The sequence below is a fragment of the Flavobacterium ajazii genome, from assembly GCF_010614725.1.
In the GTDB taxonomy this organism is placed as follows: Bacteria; Bacteroidota; Bacteroidia; order Flavobacteriales; family Flavobacteriaceae; genus Flavobacterium; species Flavobacterium ajazii.
In genome coordinates, this window is the sequence record NZ_JAAEHL010000001.1 from 298,878 (window position 1) to 319,507 (window position 20,630).

At 33.0% G+C, this 20,630-nt stretch carries 24 protein-coding genes; 15 read left to right on the top strand and 9 right to left on the bottom strand.

Annotation, left to right across the window (positions count from 1 at the left end):
- The first annotated feature begins 148 nt into the window (after positions 1–148).
- A complete protein-coding gene (locus GWR14_RS01150; RefSeq protein WP_163407442.1) occupies positions 149–1,462 on the top strand; it encodes a TIGR00341 family protein in 1,314 nt (437 codons plus the stop codon).
- A 247-nt stretch (positions 1,463–1,709) separates the two neighbouring features.
- Here GWR14_RS01150 and nhaA read toward each other — a convergent pair whose 3' ends face one another.
- The 4 genes from nhaA to GWR14_RS01170 form a co-directional block, all read right to left on the bottom strand.
- Positions 1,710–2,894, bottom strand: coding sequence for a Na+/H+ antiporter NhaA (gene nhaA, locus GWR14_RS01155; protein WP_163407115.1), 1,185 nt, complete (start codon positions 2,892–2,894; stop codon positions 1,710–1,712).
- 613 nt (positions 2,895–3,507) lie between these two features.
- Positions 3,508–4,047 (bottom strand): YceI family protein, encoded by a 540-nt coding sequence (locus tag GWR14_RS01160; RefSeq protein ID WP_163407116.1) that lies wholly within the window; start codon positions 4,045–4,047, stop codon positions 3,508–3,510.
- Positions 4,048–4,095: 48 nt separating this feature from the next.
- Positions 4,096–4,635, bottom strand: coding sequence for a YceI family protein (locus GWR14_RS01165; protein ID WP_163407117.1), 540 nt, complete (start codon positions 4,633–4,635; stop codon positions 4,096–4,098).
- A gap of 14 nt (positions 4,636–4,649) precedes the next feature.
- On the bottom strand, positions 4,650–5,018 hold the full coding sequence (locus GWR14_RS01170; protein ID WP_163407118.1) for a hypothetical protein: 369 nt from the start codon (positions 5,016–5,018) through the stop codon (positions 4,650–4,652).
- Between the two features lie 168 nt (positions 5,019–5,186).
- Here GWR14_RS01170 and GWR14_RS01175 point away from each other — a divergent pair, with 168 nt between their 5' ends.
- From GWR14_RS01175 to hemA, 5 genes are all read left to right on the top strand, one after another.
- The gene (locus GWR14_RS01175; protein ID WP_163407119.1) at positions 5,187–5,576 is read left to right on the top strand and encodes an OB-fold protein; all 390 of its coding nucleotides are present in this window, start codon (positions 5,187–5,189) and stop codon (positions 5,574–5,576) included.
- 27 nt (positions 5,577–5,603) lie between these two features.
- Positions 5,604–6,443 (top strand): DUF5777 family beta-barrel protein, encoded by an 840-nt coding sequence (locus GWR14_RS01180; RefSeq protein ID WP_163407120.1) that lies wholly within the window; start codon positions 5,604–5,606, stop codon positions 6,441–6,443.
- Between the two features lie 129 nt (positions 6,444–6,572).
- Positions 6,573–7,007, top strand: a complete 435-nt coding sequence (locus GWR14_RS01185; RefSeq protein ID WP_163407121.1) for a hypothetical protein — start codon at positions 6,573–6,575, stop codon at positions 7,005–7,007.
- Between the two features lie 20 nt (positions 7,008–7,027).
- A complete protein-coding gene (locus GWR14_RS01190; RefSeq protein WP_163407122.1) occupies positions 7,028–7,618 on the top strand; it encodes a globin family protein in 591 nt (196 codons plus the stop codon).
- A gap of 224 nt (positions 7,619–7,842) precedes the next feature.
- Positions 7,843–9,147 carry a glutamyl-tRNA reductase gene (gene hemA / locus GWR14_RS01195; RefSeq protein WP_163407123.1) on the top strand — a complete coding sequence of 435 codons (1,305 nt, stop codon included), beginning with the start codon at positions 7,843–7,845 and terminating at the stop codon, positions 9,145–9,147.
- Between the two features lie 768 nt (positions 9,148–9,915).
- Here hemA and GWR14_RS01200 read toward each other — a convergent pair.
- Positions 9,916–10,704, bottom strand: coding sequence for an anti-sigma factor (locus GWR14_RS01200; RefSeq protein WP_163407124.1), 789 nt, complete (start codon positions 10,702–10,704; stop codon positions 9,916–9,918).
- Positions 10,704–11,234, bottom strand: coding sequence for an RNA polymerase sigma factor (locus GWR14_RS01205; protein WP_163407125.1), 531 nt, complete (start codon positions 11,232–11,234; stop codon positions 10,704–10,706). The genes GWR14_RS01200 and GWR14_RS01205 overlap by 1 nt, the downstream gene beginning before the upstream one ends.
- Positions 11,235–11,909: 675 nt before the next feature.
- On the opposite strand from GWR14_RS01205, the gene GWR14_RS01210 reads away from it, so the two are divergent.
- From GWR14_RS01210 to GWR14_RS01230, 5 genes are all read left to right on the top strand, one after another.
- Positions 11,910–12,065, top strand: a complete 156-nt coding sequence (locus GWR14_RS01210; protein WP_163407126.1) for a hypothetical protein — start codon at positions 11,910–11,912, stop codon at positions 12,063–12,065.
- Between the two features lie 383 nt (positions 12,066–12,448).
- On the top strand, positions 12,449–12,613 hold the full coding sequence (locus tag GWR14_RS01215; protein WP_163407127.1) for a hypothetical protein: 165 nt from the start codon (positions 12,449–12,451) through the stop codon (positions 12,611–12,613).
- Positions 12,610–13,269: a hypothetical protein gene (locus tag GWR14_RS01220; RefSeq protein WP_163407128.1), complete on the top strand. Its 660-nt coding sequence runs from the start codon at positions 12,610–12,612 to the stop codon at positions 13,267–13,269. Before GWR14_RS01215 ends, GWR14_RS01220 begins: the two co-directional genes overlap by 4 nt.
- Complete coding sequence (locus GWR14_RS01225) at positions 13,259–15,658, top strand: hypothetical protein (RefSeq protein ID WP_163407129.1); 2,400 nt, start codon at positions 13,259–13,261, stop codon at positions 15,656–15,658. Before GWR14_RS01220 ends, GWR14_RS01225 begins: the two co-directional genes overlap by 11 nt.
- A 96-nt stretch (positions 15,659–15,754) precedes the next feature.
- Positions 15,755–16,006, top strand: a complete 252-nt coding sequence (locus GWR14_RS01230) for a hypothetical protein (RefSeq protein ID WP_163407130.1) — start codon at positions 15,755–15,757, stop codon at positions 16,004–16,006.
- Here the strand turns inward: GWR14_RS01230 and GWR14_RS01235 are convergent.
- A complete protein-coding gene (locus tag GWR14_RS01235; RefSeq protein ID WP_163407131.1) occupies positions 15,985–16,212 on the bottom strand; it encodes a hypothetical protein in 228 nt (75 codons plus the stop codon). The two genes, GWR14_RS01230 and GWR14_RS01235, sit on opposite strands and share 22 nt — an antisense overlap.
- Positions 16,213–16,334: 122 nt before the next feature.
- Between GWR14_RS01235 and GWR14_RS01240 the strand changes: the two genes are divergently transcribed.
- The 3 genes from GWR14_RS01240 to GWR14_RS01250 all read left to right on the top strand — a co-directional run bounded on the left by GWR14_RS01240 (position 16,335) and on the right by GWR14_RS01250 (position 18,918).
- Entirely contained in the window at positions 16,335–17,261 is a 927-nt protein-coding gene (locus tag GWR14_RS01240; protein ID WP_163407132.1) for an IS1595 family transposase, read from the top strand.
- Positions 17,254–18,273, top strand: coding sequence for a P63C domain-containing protein (locus GWR14_RS01245; RefSeq protein ID WP_163407133.1), 1,020 nt, complete (start codon positions 17,254–17,256; stop codon positions 18,271–18,273). The genes GWR14_RS01240 and GWR14_RS01245 overlap by 8 nt, the downstream gene beginning before the upstream one ends.
- A 240-nt stretch (positions 18,274–18,513) precedes the next feature.
- Complete coding sequence (locus tag GWR14_RS01250) at positions 18,514–18,918, top strand: lipocalin-like domain-containing protein (RefSeq protein ID WP_163407134.1); 405 nt, start codon at positions 18,514–18,516, stop codon at positions 18,916–18,918.
- 57 nt (positions 18,919–18,975) lie between these two features.
- On the opposite strand, the gene GWR14_RS01255 is transcribed toward GWR14_RS01250, so the two are convergent.
- Positions 18,976–19,329 (bottom strand): hypothetical protein, encoded by a 354-nt coding sequence (locus GWR14_RS01255; RefSeq protein ID WP_163407135.1) that lies wholly within the window; start codon positions 19,327–19,329, stop codon positions 18,976–18,978.
- 149 nt (positions 19,330–19,478) lie between these two features.
- On the opposite strand from GWR14_RS01255, the gene GWR14_RS01260 reads away from it, so the two are divergent.
- A complete protein-coding gene (locus GWR14_RS01260) occupies positions 19,479–19,649 on the top strand; it encodes a hypothetical protein (RefSeq protein ID WP_163407136.1) in 171 nt (56 codons plus the stop codon).
- 704 nt (positions 19,650–20,353) lie between these two features.
- On the opposite strand, the gene GWR14_RS01265 is transcribed toward GWR14_RS01260, so the two are convergent.
- A complete protein-coding gene (locus GWR14_RS01265) occupies positions 20,354–20,572 on the bottom strand; it encodes a hypothetical protein (protein WP_163407137.1) in 219 nt (72 codons plus the stop codon).
- Positions 20,573–20,630: the final 58 nt, after the last annotated feature.

The window sequence follows — 20,630 nt, forward strand, 5'->3', positions numbered from 1 at the left end:
TTGAATCACACAGTTTAGATGGTAAGAATCTGTATATCATAGATTGCTATCTGGGGTATTTTTGCATTCTTTAAATTGATTAGGAAATGTCTGCTTTTATTTTTTTAAATTAGTGTAATTGAATAACATCATTTATCACAATTTTATTATGGAAAAATTTTCCGGACTTTTTAGTCTTCATGAAGGTGAGGATGATAAGAACAAAACGCTTGAAAGCGTAAAGAAAAACATTGATTTCAAAGGAGCCAATATGTGGATTCTTGCCTGTGCCATTATCGTGGCTTCGATTGGCTTAAATGTTAATTCCACAGCGGTAATCATTGGAGCCATGCTTATTTCTCCGCTAATGGGGCCTATAGTGGGAGCGGGTTTTGCGCTGGGAATTTATGATTTCTCGCTTCTTAAAAAATCGCTCCGCAATCTGCTAAATGCTACGCTGGTAAGCCTTGTTTTTTCCACGGTTTATTTTTATTTAAGCCCATTTAAGGAAGTGCAGTCTGAGCTGCTTGCGCGCACCTCGCCTAATATTTATGACATACTGATTGCCTTTTTCGGGGGACTTGTGGGAGTGATTGCCGTCACCCGGACCGAGAAAGGAAATCCGATACCGGGTGTTGCCATTGCCACGGCGCTGATGCCCCCGCTGTGCACTGCAGGATACGGTATTGCCACAGGACAGTGGACTTTTTTTTTAGGAGCCTTCTATTTGTACTGCATCAACTGCGTTTTTATCGGCATATCAACATTTCTGATTGTCAAATACCTTAAATATCCGGCTAAGGAGGAAGTGGATAAGCAGCAGCAGAAAAAAGTAAAAGTTTTTATTTCCATACTGATTACCGTAATGATTATCCCCAGCGGTTATCTGGCCTATACCCTTTATGAAAAACAGCAGTTCATCAAAAATACAGATCTTTTCGCAGAACAGGAATTCACTGCCAAAGGTTATACCATGGTTTACAAGAAAACAGGATACACCCCAAAACGAAAAGTTATGGAACTGGCCTTTCTTTCCAAGAGATTCTCAGATTCCGAAATTATTTTTCTTAAGAAAAAGATTAGCGAGAACAAGTATCTCAAAGGTACTGATCTTATAATCAGGCAGGACAGCACCGACCGTTTCAATGCTTTAAAAGGAGATATTCTCAGCCAGATCAAAAGCAGTGAAAACGAACTGAACGCTAAAGACCTTAAAATTATAGAACTTCAGAAGGAGCTTGCGCGCTACCAGTTTAATAATGCCGCTTTTTTGAAAGAAACCAGAATATTGTTCCCTGGAATAAATTCTTTATCTATTGCCAGCCAGAAAGCTGCCTTTAAAAATGATTCGCTTGCTGATATGACAGCTGTCGCGTATGATGCAGAAAAACCGCTTCCTGCAGCCGATAAAGAGAAATTCAGAAAATGGCTCAATGAAAGGCTGGCTGTTAAAAACGTAGTGCTCTATCGTCAGGACAGATAATTTTTGTGAGGAGAAGACGGCAGTAAAATAGGATGCCATTCCATAATAAAGGTATAACGGCATTAAGACGGCGGACCGCCGATGTTTTAAATCCGGATAAATGCTAATTTAAGGCTCATCAGCCGGGCATGTAAAAAAAGGTCTTATTAATGTTAATAAAACCTTTTTAAAGTAAGAGAAAAAATAAAAATCTGCTCTGATAAGTGTTCTATAGGGCGTATAAAATTTTATGCACAAAACTGCTGCATCACTGGTGTTTTTTCTGTTTTCTGTTATAAAGACGCAGTATGGTGTACCCAGTAATACCAGCCAGAACAGATGCGGTAAGAACTGCGAATTTTGCCTGGTTTTGAAGCAGCGGTTCTTTAAAGGATAGCATGGCAATAAAAATAGACATTGTAAATCCAATACCGCCCAGTATCCCCAGGCCAATCACATGCGGCCATCTGGTTTCTTCGGGAAGTTCGGAAATTTTCAATTTTACTGCCAGCCACGACATGATGTAAATTCCTGCCGGCTTACCCAGGAAGAGTCCTAATACTATACCCATTCCAAGACCGCTTAAAAGGCCTGTGGCCATGCTGTCTTCAAAAGTGATATTGGTGTTGGCTATTGCAAATACAGGCATTATAATAAAGTTGACGGGCAGTGTAAGGGCATGTTCAAGTTTTTCCAGCGGAGATTCAGTGTCGTTATCGTTGGTAGGAAGGGTGAGTGCCGTTAGAACTCCTGCGATTGTGGCATGAATGCCGGAGTGATGGATGAAATACCACATAACCATCCCCGGAATTATATAAAACCATATATTTTTCACTCCGATTCTGTTCAGTATAATAAGCAGCATCATAACCCCTGCGGCATAGCCCAGATAATTGATATGAATTTCACTTGAGTAAAAAACAGCAATAACCAGTATGGCAATAAGGTCATCTACGATGGCAAGTGCTGCAAGGAATATTTTAAGTCCTGCCGGCACTCTGTCACCCAGAAGTGAAATGATACCGAGTGCGAATGCAATATCTGTGGCCATTGGAATTCCCCATCCTGGTGAGGTCTGCGGATTTGAGCTGTTAAAACCTGCATAGATAAGTGCTGGAACAGCAACACCTCCAAGCGCAGCCAGAACTGAAAGTGAGGCCTGCCGGAAAGAAGAGAGTTCGCCTTCAATTATTTCTCTTTTAATTTCCAGTCCGACCAGCAGAAAAAATACAGCCATAAACCCGTCATTAATCCAGGTTGTAAGCGGATATTTTAAATGAATGATTCCAAAATCTTCTCCCAGCGGCAGCTGGAGGATCTGGCTGAAGGGTTCGGCCAATGCCGTATTGGCTATTATAAGCGATAAGGCAACACTTAAAAGCAATAGAATGCCTCCTGAAGAAGAGGAGCTAAAAAAACGCTTGAAGATATTGAGGTTGATCAATTTTGTCATATTTACAAATTTAGTCCTAAACGTCCGAAAAAACAAATAGGAGTGCCTTTCTCAAAAAGTTTATGAACCATTATAATGACAAATATTGGGAACGAATTTTTAAGGCTCTTTTAATTGATAAGATAAAATATATCGCAGCAGCGTCTTAAAGATTAATTGAATGCTCAGAAAATCTTGATAGGTAGGAAATAATGGATATTTTAAATCTAAGTTTGGAAAAAGTTGTAAAAGGAAATTTCAAGATATAATGAAATTTTCAGAAAGGTTAGTGACATTTACAATGCTTCATAGGATACTCTTTTAGTTAAAATGACCGTAGTAATAGTCCAGTATAACAAAAGTAATATGATTTAACTGCAGTTTTTTCGGCGACATGGAATTGCTAGTTAATCCCGTGCCGCAATATGTATGAAAAAATTCTATTGTTTGCGGATTTATGCTTTAGCTGCAAATAGGTATATACATTATTTACGGATTAATAATCAATACCTATTCTACTTACATTGGATCTTTAATAAATTAAGTTAGTTTTAATAATCGAAGCCTTTTTATTTCTCGTTTTGGTCTATAATAAAAAGGCAGTCATTCCTATAAAAAAAAAAATTTGTCTCTCTCAATTTACAACAGCATCGATTTGAACGTTTATTTTATTTGAAACTTTGTTTTTAACGAGACTTGGGATCTCAATATTAAAATCATTTGAATCTACAGTAAAATTAGATAATATATTAACTCCCTTTCCTGACCTACGTATCCTTGCTGTAGTTTTTATATCCTTAGATTTTCCGTGAAGTTCCAATTTTCCATTTATGATGAAAACTTTAAAATCCGTAGTTAGGCTGTTAAAATCAAATCCGTCTATTTTTCCTTTAAATACTGCTTTTGGATATTGGTCACTTTCAATATAATTTTCATTGAAGTGTTCTTCCATTAAAGCGACCTTAAATTGAAAGCCTTTCATTAATGCTAAACTTGCAATCTCTCCTGTTGCCGGATTCAAAACAAAAGTAACGTTCTTGTTTACAGCCTTAACTTCCTCAAAAGAAGGAACAGAAGCTTCAAAAGTAACTTTTCCTGATTTGCTGAGCATTTTTTCTTGTGAAATGCCAATGGCGGAAACAGACAGCATTGCAATAAGTATGATTTTTTTCATTATTTTGTTTTTTATTTTTTTATAAAATCATTCTACTTTTGCGCAGTCTTATTTTAAAACTGCAATAATTTGAATTTTGACTTTATTATCCAGTTTATATTTAATAAGTGCTGGAATTGGAATGCTAAAATCACTTGCATTTACTTCAAAATCAGAAATAAGAGTAATTCGGGAACCCGACTTTGTAATCTTTGCATCGGCATTTATATCCGCAGTTTTTCCATGCACTTCTAATTTTCCTTTTATAGTATAATCTTTATAATCGTCAGTTAGTTTTTTGATGTCAAAACCTTCAATCTGTCCTCTGAAAACAGCTTTTGGATACTTATCGGTTTCCATATAATTTTCATTAAAATGCTCTTCCATTAACGCCATTTCAAACTGGAATCCTTTCATTAAAGCCAGGCTTGCTATTTCCCCTGTTACTGGGTTTAAAACAAAAGTAACATTGCTGTTGGTTCCTGCAACCGGCTGAAAGGAAGGCACTGAAGCTTCCAGTGTTATGGTTGCAGATTTGGTTACTATTTTTTCCTGCGAAAAAACAATAAAGGAAGCCAATATCATTGGCATTATTATGATTTTTTTCATGTTCTTGCTATAGATTATTTTTCTAATAACCCATCCTGATTCCATTTGTTTACAATGTCGATAGTGGTTTGAGGTAATCTTGGTCCACCTTGCGGCATTAAGGAACTATCTCCATTTTCTAAAGAAATTCTTGTAAGCAATCCTCTGTTTAAAACTGCATTTTTCACCTGTTCATAAGTAACCAAGGACATTGGCGCCCCGTTTTTAGGAACTGCTGCATGGCATACCACACAGTTATTATCAATTATAGATTTTACATTTTGATTGTATGTTGCCAAACCATTAATTGGTGTAGAGTCAATTAAAGTACTTGGATCATCGTTAGCACAACTTACAAAAATTGAAGCTAATGAAGAGATGGCGAAAAGGGTTTTGGGATTCATCATGTCTGGTTTTTAGTTACAAATAATCTGATGATCTTAACAATCATCAGGGATTTGAAATGATATACGTTGAAATGAACGATACAGATTTGGGAAGAGGCACATTAAATGGTTTAAATCCAATAGATATTTTTTAACGTAGATAATTTGAAATACTAAAAACCAGTTATGAGAAAAAAAATACTAATTACAATTTTCCTTTTTATAATAATCGGAATTTCAGCGTACCTCTACATCTACAAAGGGCATAGAAATATAGAATCAGAAACTGCCGATTATGTTGTAACCGTTAACGAACTAGAAAGAGAGTTTACTTCAAACGACAGTCTGGCTTACATCAAATATCAGGACAAAACAATTGAACTATCTGCACGAGTAACAAGTATTGATAAAGCCAGTAATGGAATTGTTATGAGCAAAAAAGTATTTGTGACATTCAAAAACCGTTTGCCGCAAAATATTATATCTGGAAAAACCCTAAAAATTAAAGGGCGTTTTTTAGGATATGACGAATTGCTCCAGGAATTTAAAATAGACCAATCTTCAGTTGTACACTAATACAAATAACAATTTAAAACTAACCTCATGAAAAACTTTATTCTATTATTTTTTTTATTTCCGCTGTTAACCTTTTCCCAAACCGATTTATTGTCTGGAGTAGAAACTCCTTCTGCAAAAGAAAAAGTGACATCTGCATTCAAAGCCTTAAAAATCGTTAATCTCGAATCTACAAAATTGGCCGCAAAAGGCGATTTGTATTTTGTTGTTGCACACCGATTCGGCTCTATTAAAGATGGTTTTGAAGGTTTTTATGGACTCGATAATGCCAATACGCAGATTAAATTTATTTACGGTGTAACAAATGGACTTAATGTAAGTGCAGCCCGAAGTGAATTTGCTTATGACTTTGCAACAAAATATATGCTGTTTCCTCAAATAAAAGACGGTTTCCCTGTTACTATCGCCGGATTTAATAGTTTGTCTATTAATAACACGTTAAAAGAAAGCCTGTATCCCAAACTTGAATTTAAAGACAGGCTGACTTATGTAGCGCAATTGCTGATTTCAAGAAAATTTTCAGAAAAGCTGTCTTTAGAAATTGTGCCTTCGTTCTTTCATCAAAATTTTGTTGAAGATGTAGATCAAAGCAATACTCAATATGCCATAGGGTTTGGAGGAAGATATAAATTCGCTAAACGCTGGTCTTTAAATATGGATTATGCGGCGCATTTAAACAGAGCGCCAAATTCTCTTTATAAAAATCCGCTGTCTATAGGTTTTGATTTAGAAACCGGCGGACATGTTTTTCAAATGCATTTTACCAGTTCACAGGCAATTGATGAAGCTGGATATCTTGGAAGAACAACAGGAGACTGGACAAAAGGCGATATATTTTTTGGGTTTAATCTTGCCAGAGTTTTCTAGTATCTACTTTACAATTAAATTATTAAGCAAATTCTGTATTTATAATAATTCTAAATTGATGGATTTGCTGTTATTTCTAAAACCGCATGGATGAAGTACACGTAGATAATATTAAAACCATAAAAAATTATGAAAACTAATAAAATAATCAAAAAAGGATTTTTTATACTGAGCGGAATATTTGGGCTATTTATCGTCATTTTGCTTTTTCACATTATAACAGCAAAACCACCTGTTTATGATACTCCAAATCTGCAGGTAAGCAGAATCGATTTTAATTCAGATATAGATTCACTGCAGGCCAGACAAATCTGTGCCGACTTACGAAGTATAAAAGGTCTGACATCTGACTCTATTATCGTTAAAAGAAATGTTGTGGTGTATTTCCATAATAATAAAATTACAAACTCTGAGAAAGTTTTCAATGAGTTGATAGCTAAAGGACGTTATGATGCTAAGCGTTATATTCTGCCGGCAAATTTAGCAAACAAAGAAGTCTGTCCTATGGATCAAAATAGTTTGAGTTATAAATTCTCTCAAAAAATAAATCATTTTTTTAATTAACCCTTTAATACCTTAAATTTATGAAAATTTATTCAAAACTTACACTTAGTGTATTGCTCGCTGCGTCTGCGGCTATGATTTCCTGCAGCAGTAATGACGACGAAACCCCAGAACCAGTTAAGGCTTCCATTTACGATCGTTTGGGTGGAACTAAAATGGTTTCTGATCCAGATAATTCCGGCCAGATGATAGAGCAGGGACGTTTAAGTTTCCGCAAAGTGGTAAATTCAACTATTGGATTAATCGTTGCTGATATCCAATCGAACGCTTCAGGAAATTTACAGGCACATTTTGCCCCTTTATTAGCAGAAACAGGGTCTACTCAGTCTACTAATATTGCTAAATTATCAGATAATCTGACTGATTTCTTTTCGTTTAATACAGGAGGAACAAACGTTGTAAATACTTATTCCGGTTTGAGTATGTCAGCAGCGCATGATCCTGCAAAAAATCCTCGTATGGGAACAAAATCCAGCAGTGCTGACTATACAAAATTTGAAGGATACGTTGGAGCTGCAGCCAATGCAAATGGTGTTGCTTCAAATACAGAACTTTATACAGATATTGTGGCTGTTTTAGAATCATTGAGAACTCCTATAGTTCAAAAATAAATCTCTTCTCAAAACGCTGCCTGTAAAAAGGCAGCGTTTTATATTTCAATACTATTTTGAAGTATATAAATATTTTCGAAGCCTGTTATTGTTTTAATGCCCGGAGATTATATAAAACCGGCAGTCTGAATCAATTTATTACATATTGATATAAAAAGCACTTCTAGCGCTGTTGTATAAACTAGCAGGTAATAATTTTTGAACTTTTTAAGGAAACCATAAATATGGAAAATTTTAATATGTCCAGATCCACCACTTTTTACGCATTAGGGTTGAGCTACAAAAAAGCAGATGCAGCTGTTAGAGGAAAATTCAGTTTAGATACTAAAGGACAATCTAATTTATTGCAGCAGGCCAAAGATGAAGGCATCGAATCTTTGATTGTCACTTCTACATGCAATAGGACTGAAATTTATGGTTTTGCCCATCATCCCTATGAGTTAATCAAACTTCTTTGCGAAAACAGCAATGGTTCTGTAGAAGAATTTCAGCAGGCTGCTTATATATATAAGAATCAGGAAGCTGTTAACCATATGTTTAGAGTGGGGACAGGTTTAGACAGTCAGATTCTGGGTGATTTTGAAATCATCAGCCAGATTAAAAATGCTTTTAATCATAGCAAACAGGAAGGTTTGGTAAATACATTTCTGGACCGGTTGGTAAATACGGTTATTCAGGCAAGCAAAAAAGTCAAAACAGATACTAAAATTTCTTCTGGGGCAACATCTGTTTCTTTTGCATCAGTACAGTTCATCATTAAAAGTGTTGCAGATATCGGAAACAAAAATATTTTGTTGTTCGGAACAGGAAAAATAGGCAGAAATACTTGTGAAAATTTAGTAAAACACACTAAAAACAGCCATATAGCTCTTATAAACCGAACCAAAAACAAGGCGGAATTATTAGCTGGAAAACTCAATGTTGTTGTAAAAGATTACTCGGATTTACAAAAAGAAATACAAAGGGCCGATGTGCTGGTTGTAGCTACAGGCGCTCAGATCCCAACTATTGAAAAAACTTTACTGGATTTAAATAAGCCTTTGTTGATTCTTGATTTATCCATTCCACGGAATGTAGATGCTAATGTAGAAGAAATACCAGGAGTAACTTTGATACATCTGGATTATTTATCCCAAATTACTGATGACACGCTGGAGAAAAGAAAACAGCATATTCCAGCTGCAGAAGCTATTATTGAGGATATGAAATTAGAATTTAGTGCATGGATAAACGGCAGGAAATGTGCGCCGACAATTCATGCATTAAAATCTAAGCTAAATGAAATTGTATCTGCTGAATTTGCATTTCAAAAAAAGAAAACAGCCAATTTTGATGATGTTCAGATTGATTTAGTCAGTTCGAGAATTATTCAAAAATTAACAAACCATTTTGCCAGCCATTTAAAAAATGAAAACACTTCAGTAGATCAAAGTATTGAATTTATTGAGAAGGTATTTCAGATAGGACAGTTTGCGCCGAATAAGGCTTCTTCACCAATAGAAGAAAAATACAAAATCAATTTGTCGTAAATATCTGACCAACTTCATCTTATATCCTGTGCTATAGTCTGAAAAAGACAATAAAAAAATAGAACCCGTCGTTGCGCTGCACGCTGCCGACGGGTTTGTCCATGAACATAATCTTCCAAAAAATGTTTACTTAATTTTGCATAGGAGTAATCCATTCCTCATTGGGTAAAGTTTGATCAATTAATTTAGTGACAATTAAATGATTATTAATAAATTTTTATAGTTATCTTCTCTACTTTGAATAATCTGTCATCATTAATCCATCTTATAAAAAAGCAGTAAACCAATCTTGCCTCAGCTGAGCAAGAATTGATAATAAAAGAATGAGAGCGGAAAATTCAATAAATGATAAATATTAAACCAGTTTTAAATGGGATTTCATTATTTCATTTAAATAGAAAATTAAAAAAATAGGGGTAATGATTTCTCTTCCAATTTTGGTGATAGAATCCTGTTAGATTAACGAACGCTAAGTTTAAATTTATCTTATTTTTTTCATGTAAATATTTACTCTTTTACAGTTTTCTTTCTTTATTTCAATGTGCTTGTAAAAAAGAAAAATACATTAAAAAGTATCTGCTCTATTAATCCTTTATATTAAAACGGCCTTAGCTTTTTGCAGAAGAAAAGGGTATCCGTTCCAGCCGGCAGAATTAAAGCAGTCTGCAATCGGGCTGTGTAAGTTCCGCCAGTGTGCAGTAGTAAATCCCAAAAAGCGCATATTCAACAGGATCAATAGGCGCTTTTTATTTAGGACTGATTATGGGTTTAAACTTTTCCTAAAGTATAAAGCTGCTCCATTGTAGGTGTCAGGCTTCCCCCTGCAGGTTCCAGCGTGATGCCAAAAGCTTCAGCTGAATCGGTTTGGCTTACGGCGAAGATTTTTTGAGAGTTTCCTTCAAAATTATCCAGCAGACCAATACTTGTCGGGGTAAGCACCGGACTTAGTTTTAAAGACCAAACCTGGTAAACCATTCCTTTTGGAGGGTTTGGCAGACCTGCTGCGTCGATATAAGTCGTTTTTGTTTCTTTGTTCCAGTACACTTTTGCAAATGATGCTGGAGATACGGATTGTCCGCCCAGAGTAACGTTTGTGTTTTTAATATCTCTCACAATGCTTAGGTTTTTCTCAGTCTGTTTATTCTGCTGATCTAAAAAAGCATATTCTCTTTCAATTTTATTTTTTTCGCCTCCAGCCTCAGAGACTGCCTGTTTGGATCTTGTCAATTCTAAAGTCTGATATCCAAAACCTAACAATAATAATACTGCAGCTGCCCAGCCCAAGTATTGCGGCAGGTTTGATGCTGGTTTTATATTGACAACTTTACTGTGTTTAAGCTCTAAACGCGCTTTTATTTTCTCGAAATTAGCAACCGAATGGAAAGGCGAGAAGCTTGATGATAAGGCTGAAACAGCTTTTTCTATAGAAATGATTTCACTTTCAACCCCGGGGTTTTCTCTGGCCAGTTCGGCAATTTCCAGGTTCTCTTTTTCTGTCAGCAGGCCATAAACGTACAGTTCTAAAATGCCTGATTCAATATATTCATTCGCTTCCATTATATTTTTAAATAATTTCTTAAATCGTTGATACAGTTTCTATTTTGTGTTTTGATAGTGCCCAGCGGCATGGCAAGCTCTTCCGATGCTTCCTGCTGGGTGTATCCCTTAAAGAATAGCAGATCAATAATCTCGATACATTTTGGTTTCAGTTTTTTTACGAATTCCTGAATTCCTATAGAATCAATTCTGTTTGTGAGCTTACTACCATCATCTAAGAGATTTACGAAATTATCCGAAGAAAGGTTTTTTTGTGTGTTGTTGAAATTTTTGGATCGCAGCTTGTCAATAGATGTATTCCTTGCAATATTAAGGATCCAAGTGTAGAATCGGCCCTTGCTTTCGTTGTACGTATCGATATTTTTCCAGATTTTCACAAAGACTTCCTGCAGGACATCTTCAGCTTCTTCCCGGTTTTTTACTAGAACATTTATGACTGAAAACAAGCTTTTTGAATACATATCATAGAGATGGGTGAAAGCCCTTTCATCTTTTTTGCGAATTAATACCAATAATTCTTCTTGGTTCATAGGGATTGGATTTAAAGCTTAAATAAATTTTAATTACTTATAAAGTGGTAATACCCGATAAAGGTAACTTATTTTTTTCCAAATAAGTCCAAAAGCAGAAATAAAGGGGATCACTTGCAAAATGCAATTTTCTTGGGCGAATGTTGTCTTGATATTTTTGACTCTCGTCACTGCTTTTACTATTTCAGTAAACTAAAATTATTGTTAAAATTATGATTATTTAAAATCGTTAAGTATTATGTTTAAAGTGCCTTACTGTTGGTTTGTGTCCTGTAGAGTTAACTTAAAAGGATTTATAAACCTTTTATTTTTTGACGTAAAAGATGGTTAAATAGTATCGAAAAGACATAAAAAAAACGCTAAAACCTAAGTTTTAACGTTTCTTTAAGAGTGACCTCTACGATACAAATTCACATAAATTTTATGCAGGATTTAAAGAAATTGGCTTATTTCCAAGTGAATTTGTAAGATAATTATTTTGAATTTTAGTTTAGAGGCGGTTTGTATGTATAGTAGAGGTTAAATGTTAAAAAACGTTAATTTGATGAAGATGTGATTTCTATTATCCTGTTTTGCGTTTGTAAATTTTTGCAATAAATTTTGAATATAAAAAGTCAAATTGAAACAAGTAAAATTAAATTATACTTTTGAAAGTATTCGCTTCAAAATTTACCGATGATAAGATCCATAGACAATGCAATAGCTCAATTCACCATAGTTTCAAACGGCATTTCAGCAAAAGCATATGATTCCATTTTGAAAAAAGAGTTTTCGGGCAGCATTTGTGGAAATGTAGTAATTCAGATTAGATATAAGATAATCCTATTGTAAGTATTGTTTTAATAGATATTTGAAATAAAAAACTAGTGTCATAAATTAATTTTAAGCGATTTTTTTTTATTGGATATATTCTAAGTCATTTTAGGGATAATTATTAATTTACGATCGTTATTTTGATTTAGTCATTTTTTTTTTAATCTAACTTTCCAGATGTAGATCTTCTCAATACTTTTTATGGACTAAGTTATCATAGAGAATTAACCATTATATTCCCTCGCTTTTTTATATAGTAAAATAGATATTTTACCTAAATGGCTATTATTGTATTAACTTTTTTGTAATGTATTAATTTTTAATATGCTTGTTTTCAGTATTTTTAGTTAAATTTAACAAAAAAATAGTAGTATATTTATTAATCTTTTGAAAATTAATTTATGGGGAATAAAAATACAACATTGCCAAAATGGCTTTATATTACCCTGGCTTTAGCCTCATTATTTGCAGTAATTTACTTTACCAATAAATTGCTTGATAGTGAAAAAACAGCTACTCAGCAATCTTTTTTCTTTTATTATTCGGAGTTTGTGTTGCCATATTGATATTTACTATTACTGAAATTATAGCAGAAGTAAATGGTCAGGCGCTTGGTTTTCAAATAAAGGCCGGAGGGCCTTTCGCAGCATTTGTAATTGTAGTAATACTAGGTGTGTTTTTTAATGGTTTAGATGACCAGAAAACCCTTAATGTACAGATACAGGGAACTAAAGGTCTATCTGATATCCCCATTAGAACGCTTGATAATGGTTTGATACTTATTCCTTCCAATAATAATAAGTCTATAATTGCAGATGTTGATTCTAGAGGTATAGCTTCTTTTGAGTTATCCAAAGGATATTATGAAGACAGTGTTCAATTTAAGCTTTCAAACAATAAATTTAAAATAGAAGGTAAAAGTAAATTTTTAATTACTGAAAGCAAAGCTATTACATTATTTGTAAGTAAGGAAAAGACCAAATTCGTGTTTAAGTTTTATTCTAGAAATGAAGAAGAACCAATAAAGGGGATTCGTGTATTGAGTGAAGAATTAGGCTTGGATGGTATTTCGAATGACTTTGGTACTATAACACACTTAGCTGACATTACCAATATTGAGACATATCATTTTCAAATTGTTTCAGCAAATTATTCCTACAATGGTAGTAAAGAATATTATGTAAGCCAAACAAATCCAGTGTTTTATCTTGATGAGAAATAATTTATGGAAAATATTATTGTTAGTAGTTCTGACATATAAACAATGTCTTGGACAGACACTGCATGTTTCCAACTTTGAGCTAAAAGAATCCAATGGTAATGAATTATCAATTTTACCAAACACGGTTGGTGATTTTGTTGGAATCGATCAAAAGATTAACCATGCTTACCATAAGGGTTTTCTACGTATCACTTTACCTGATAGTTTGTATATGAAAAAAAGAATTCAGTTAAAATTTTTTAAAAAGACTGATTATTATTTTTGGAATCCACCATATGGAAATGTTAATTTATTGATGGATCCAAGTCAAACTCAGACATTAATATTTAAACGAGGTAATGAATTATTTTTAAGATCAGAGAAATATAAATCTGACTCGTTATCGGTTATAAATACAATTTACACCCAGAACATGCAGGATATTGAAAATTTTGCAAAGATGAATAATAGTGAAAAGCAAAAACACAAGGATATTTTTTTTAATAAGCTAATTGCTAAATATAAAAACCAAAAAAAATATAGATCAGTAATTAAGAATATAAATTTTTTTCTCGATAATGAAGAACTTATTAGAGCCTGTGATGTATTGGAAAATGACTTAGGCTATGTAGAAACCGAATCCGCAAATCATGCTTATTATGGTGCGTATTTATTTTCTAACCGCAGTAAAGAAATTAGGCTAATTTGTAAAGCGATACTAGCAAGCAATAAAAAAAATGAGATTTCATCTATTGAGATCCAAAATATCCAAAATATTTTAAATTTTATGGATGATCTCGAAATATTGCTTTCTTTTAAAATACAGGTAGATTTACAATTATTTTCGCAGTCTCTTAAAAATTTTATTAGGGTAGCAATTGATAAACAGCAAGCCAAACCGGTACAAATGACAAAAGAGGCGAAACCTTTTTTTGGAGGTAATCTTGAAGTAACTTCCCTCGCAAATGGTTTAGCTAGACTTCTCTCTGAGAGAATTAAAGAAGAATTGAGTAATGCAGTCTTTGCGAATGAGTTACTTTCTAATAAGGATCTTATTGATTTTTTCCCTGAAACTTATGCTCTTGTGGAAGTAGCAAAAAAAAATCAGTTTTGGACTGTTGAGGATTTGCAAAGTGCATCAAATATTGATATTGAAAATTTACCTCAAAATATTTTAAAATGGAATAAAAAACAGTTGTCAGGTGTTGAAAATCAATATAGTGCTGCATATGAAAATATCTTTACAATTTTTGAGAGTGATAACATTGAGAATGTTTTGAGTTTGGAAAATGATACAGTTCCACGTATCGGTCTTGCTAATTTAATATATAAAAATATATCTAATACCATATCAGAGCAGCATTTGCTTTCCCTTTCAGAATTAACTAATCTAAACAGTCAGGGGAGGAAATATTTTTATTCTTTACTTTTTGTGCAGTCACCTAGGTTGTATAAAAGTCTTAGTGAGGCTAGAGCTATCATAAAGAATGATTTTTTAGATAAGACGCCAGTATCATTTGAAGAAAGGGCTTTCGATTTCTTTAATAAACTAAGTGAAATAAGCTTACTTTATAAGGATTATAAAACAAATCTCAATTTAAAGCAAAGTGCAAAGGAAAATGCAAAATGGCTCAATAGAATTTATTTAAAAGTATACAAGGATTTTTATTTTGAAGATGAACTTAAAAACAATGAACTGACTGAGCTTCAAGAATACTCACTGAAGGTTATTAATTTTATCGAAGGTTCTAGGACAAAGACATCGGAGCCTTTTTTAGTGGATTTGGATGACATTTTATATATGCCTTTAGAGAGTCGTTTAACCGATGAGTTTGAGAACAAAAACAATAAAGTTGAAGTGGAACACCAATTATCAACTATAAAATCAGTAGTAAGATTAAACATTCTTTTCACAGTATTGAAAGAAGCAAAAGGTATAGATGAAGCACTAGCAGTTATCGATGCCTTTAGTCTTCCCCCTGGTGCGACCATGTATAAATCTCATAATAATTTAACTGTTGCAATTCAATCTTTTCCTGGAATTGCATATGAAATTAATAAGAATAATCAATTTATTAGCCTTACAATACCTCTTGGATTAGCTCTTACCAAAAAGACAAATAATGAAAAACCGTATGAAAATTATAATAAATTTAGTGATTATATAAAAAATCGTAAGGCTTCTTCAAGTTCTTACTTCAGTTTATTCTTAAATATTTTTGATATTGGAAATCCATTCTCTGTCAATCTAAATAGCGAAAGCAAGAATTTTCCAAGATTAAAGACTGAGGCTTTATTTAAACCTGGTCTGAAACTGGGGTATACAATGGCTAATTTCCCGTTGTCGTTAATGGCTGGAGTGGATTATAATTTAGGTAAGTATATACTACTTTACAGTAAAATAAATTAGCGTTACTGTAGCTAAATACTTTTAACGAAACAACTTTTGAACCCCAAGACTAAACACCTTGGGGTTCATTATTTAATAACTCTAAATTATTTAATCATGTCACAAGAAACAATGAAACAATCATCTATTGCATTACTACAACAACAAGAATTGGCAAATGAGATATGTCTTATAATGCAAGGACAATCAATTGAATTTTGTTTAAAGACTTTAGACTATGTAAAGCAAAAATTAAATGAACATTCAACCGCAAACATGTCAAAAGAAAAACTAGACAATGATTTTGAAAGACTTAAAAAAAACATAGAATCTGAGTACAAATTCAGTTACTCTTCATTAGAAAGATAATTTTCAAACTCTATTTTAAAACCATCTGCATGACTCATAAGCTCATCATAAATACGAATTTTGTCATTATGTGCTCCTGAATACATTTGAGAATTTAGACTGTGAATTACTTCCTTCATCTTACTTGCTGTTTGCATGATGCTAACCTGATTAATTAGAATTAATTCTAATAATTCTCTGTCTTTTAACTTTTTAAAATTTTCCATAATTGATTAATTTAATGTGATAATTCAAATGTAATCAAATTATGGAGTAAGAAAACCCTCTAAGTTAATTAGAGGGTTTTTAAAATAATCTTAAATTTACGAATCCTATAACAAAACATTTCATGTTTAATAAAGAAATAAAATCAGTATTAGACTTAATTAAGGCTTTTCCTGATGAACAAACTTGCATAAATCATTTAGAGGAACTACGTTGGGATGGCGAAGTTATAAGTCCATTTGATGCAGAATCTAAAGTTTATAAATGCAAGGGCAATAAATACCAATGCAAAAACACAGGAAAATACTTTAATGTAAAGACTAATACTATTTTCGACAACACCAAGATTGAACTGCAGAAATGGTTTTTAGCTATATGGTTAGCTACATCGTATAAGAAAGGAATTTCTTCAATACAATTATCCAAAGAGTTAGACATTACTCAGAAATCAGCTTGGTTCTTATTACAACGCATTCGAAACTGTTTTGGGATTGATGATGATGAGCAGTTGGATGGTATAGTTGAGGCGGACGAAACTTTTGTCGGAGGAAAGAACAAGAACCGCCACAAGGATAAAAAAGTAGCACAATCACAAGGACGCAGTTTCAAAGATAAAACACCAGTATTAGGTTTGTTGCAACGTGATGGAACTGTTAGAGCGTTTGTGATTCCAGACACAAAATCTAAAACCATTCAGCCAATCATTTTAAAACATGTTCAAAAGGATAGTGTTTTTATATCTGATGAATGGCACGGTTACAGAGGCTTACACAATCATTTTGATCATCATGTAGTAGATCACGGAAAAAAACAATACGTTGACTTTAATAATCCGGAAATACACAGCAATTCAATTGAAGGATTCTGGGGTATTTTAAAGCGTGGTTACAATGGCATTTACAACTGGTGGAGCAGAAAACACATGCAGAAATACGTTGATGAATTTGTTTTCAGATTTAATCAGAGAAAACAAACACAATTCACTAGATTTACTAACTTGCTTTTAAATATGGAAAATCGTATCACTTATAAAGAGTTAATCAATGGCTAAAAAAGAAGTATTAACCGCAACTCACGGTTCTGATAAGACACCTTTAAAACTTGGTTCTGTTGAAATTCCTTGTTATGTATTAAGTAATGGACAAAGAGTTTTGTCTAGAAATGGAATCCAAAAAGCGCTTGGATATGAAGGAACTTCTGGTGACTGGCTTATTAATTTTGTGAACAACAAAAAAATTAAAGGTCATTTTTCCGCTGGTGTTTTTGAGGCTCTAAATAGTCCTATAGAATTTGAAAGGTCAGGCGCAGGAGGCTCTGCATCAAAGACTTACGGACATGACGCAACTATTCTTATTGATCTGTGTGATACTATAATTGAAGCAAAAAACGCTGGCGAATTAACCCCCAGACAGCTGGTTTATGCATCGTTTGCAGAAATAATTATACGTTCCGTTGCAAAGGTTGGTATTGTTGCTTTAGTTGATGAGGCTACAGGTTACCAATATGAAAGAGAGAAAGATGCCTTACAAGTAGTTCTTAAAGCTTACATAAATACAGAACTTCTAAAATGGCAGAAAAACTTTCCAGATTCTTTTTATTTTGAAATCTTCAGATTAAACAACTGGGACTATACTGTAAACGGAATTAAAAAAAGACCAAGGGTTATTGGTACTTGGACTAACGAGTTAATATATAAGCAACTTCCAAAAGGAGTTTTAGAAGAACTTAAATCTAAAACACCTAAAAGCGAATCAGGAAACTATACTGCGAGATTCTTTCAAAGTCTTACACCTGATATTGGGCATCCTGCATTGACAGCACAAATATACAAAGTAATAGGTATTATGAGTGCTTCAAACAGTTGGGCAGAGTTTAAGCATGGATTCAACAGAATGATTGATAGAGCAAACGGACAAATTGAGATTAACTTTGAATCTATTGAAAAAAAGATAGAGAAAGAAGAAAAACCAATAAAAAAACAAGAAGAGTTGTCTATGTTCAATTTAAACTTAAAAAAAGGATTAGAATATAATCCTAAAGAAGATAGAAAAAAGAAAGAATAGATTTATATATTTGTTCTGCAAAATAAAATATTAGCGTTAGCTATTTTTCGTGTCAGGAATTCCGACAATTTCAACACACATCGAAAAATAAGTTCTAATGCTCACGCTTCTGCGTGGGCTTTGTAGTACTTGTTTGTGTGTGGGCCGTCGGAAGCCTCTGACTGATAAAGGCTATAAACCCACGCTTTTTTTCTATCTAACAACATCACTCTGGGTTTAGTGATAAAAAAACTACTCCTTATGAGAAAAATTATTTCCTTAATAGCTTTTGTAGCTATTACACTTTCATCGTGTTCTAGTGATGATAACGAGAACAAAGAACAATCACCAACAATTGAAATTTCCGAACTGGTGGGAACGTGGAACCACGTAAGAAGCGAATTAAGTGGTGAAGAAGTTGATTCGCAGGACATCGTTAAATTTACTTCCGGCGGTTCCGTTACGTTTACTTATATTGGATTTGGTACTAATGGAAAAGATGTTACCGAATCCGGTTCTTATTCAATATCCGGAAATACAATAATAATTCAATGGTATGGCAGCGGTTCTTCTTCGAGGTTCACACTACAAGAACTGACAAATAAAAAGCTAAAATGGAAAACAACTGCTGATGGAGAAGTTTTAATAGAAACTTTTTCTAAGTAATATTAAGCGCATGGATGAGTCTTTCAGAAAATTAAGAGAGGTGCTTCTTTCTGTAGCTTATGTGTTGGCAAGCATACTTTTTAACGCTTTAACGTACGTTTTTGTAATATGGCTTCTTGATAACATTATTTTAGACGGTTTTAATTGGTTTAATAGTTTAGCTACTTGGTCAAAAATAGTTTTATTTATCATTGGTGTTAGACTTTTATTATTCCTTATTTTTGATTTGGCTCTATCTGCCAATACTGTTTTATTTGGTTTTATAAACTTTATTTTTCCAGCGAACACGTTTACAACTACAATAGGTATTATCGCGTGTATAATAAATTCTATACTTCTAATAACAGAAGTCTTTAATATAATTAATTCTTGGCATTTTTGGGTCATAATAGAGGTTATATTTACCTCCATGTTCATAATATCAATGAACCTGTTATTGATACCTAGAAAATATCAACACTAAAACTAAAGCCTCTGAAAAAACAGAGGCTTTTTTAAAAAATAATACGGCTAATCATTCCGCCATTTTTAAGTGAATGAATAATTAAAAAATAAAAATTATGCCTTACACACAATCAATAGTCGAAGAAGCATGTCTTCATTTCGATAAATTAAAAGAAGTCATGGACAAACATCCTAACGCATTTCAAATGGAATATATTAAAGAAGATGGATATGTTTTATCTATAAATTTGGATTTGATAGAACCTCCTCTATCAGAACAAGATTAAATTCTTGTATGATGCTTTCTAATTTCCTAAAAGTCTTTGTACTTGGCCTGCCGTTCACCATTCCTATACACATTATAGTACAAATATCTTCTTCCAATTTTTCTATTTGGATAGATGATATTAGAATTGGATTTGAATTACCGTGTTTCATAATAGGTTTACCTATTAATATTTTTGAATAATAATTAAACACATGTTCAGCTTCGGATTTAGTTAAAGTTATCATACATTAGTTATTTAAGGAGTATTTTTATAAATAACTAATTTAGCAAATTAAAAATTATTTACTGTAAAGTAGTATATACTTACCATAATTTAAATTATAATGGTAAAAGAGAAATTTTTACATCAATCTCTTTAAATTTAGATATGCCGATATATTATCTCCTAAAGCATTAAGACAATTTTTTTAAGTATTGAATAGTAATTGTTTAGCACAACATTTGCGAAAAAAGCGGTTATCACAAAGGAAAATTTAGAAGATACCATAACACTTTGTAAGTAAAAAGTGTTTGATTAGCAGCTATTAAAAAACTTTGACACTTTATGGCAAACCTTTCTCTGTTTTAAACTTAAAAGCTGTGATGCAATCTGGCTGTTTTTTTCCGGGTTAATATTACTGCCCAGATATTTTTTTAATGTTCAGTATTGTACTGGATTTATTGGATTGTAGAAAGAAGGAACCAAGCCATTATAGTTTTGTTTTAGCCGTTTATTTTATCTTTATGATACTGGCTAAGCCATTTTTCCATTTTTTGGAGCAGCTGAATTTCTTTTGGATCACCTGTTGGGTTGGAAAGTCCATTTATTGTTCTGCTGTAATTGAATTTTTTATTTTCAAAATGGCAGGTAAATTTTGGCACTTCATTATGGTAAACCATCCAGTTATCTTCGGATATCTTTTTTATTTCAAATTTCTTCATGCTCTGCTATTATCAATTCCATAGTCTCTTAAATTCTTAAAAACTGTAAACTAAAATT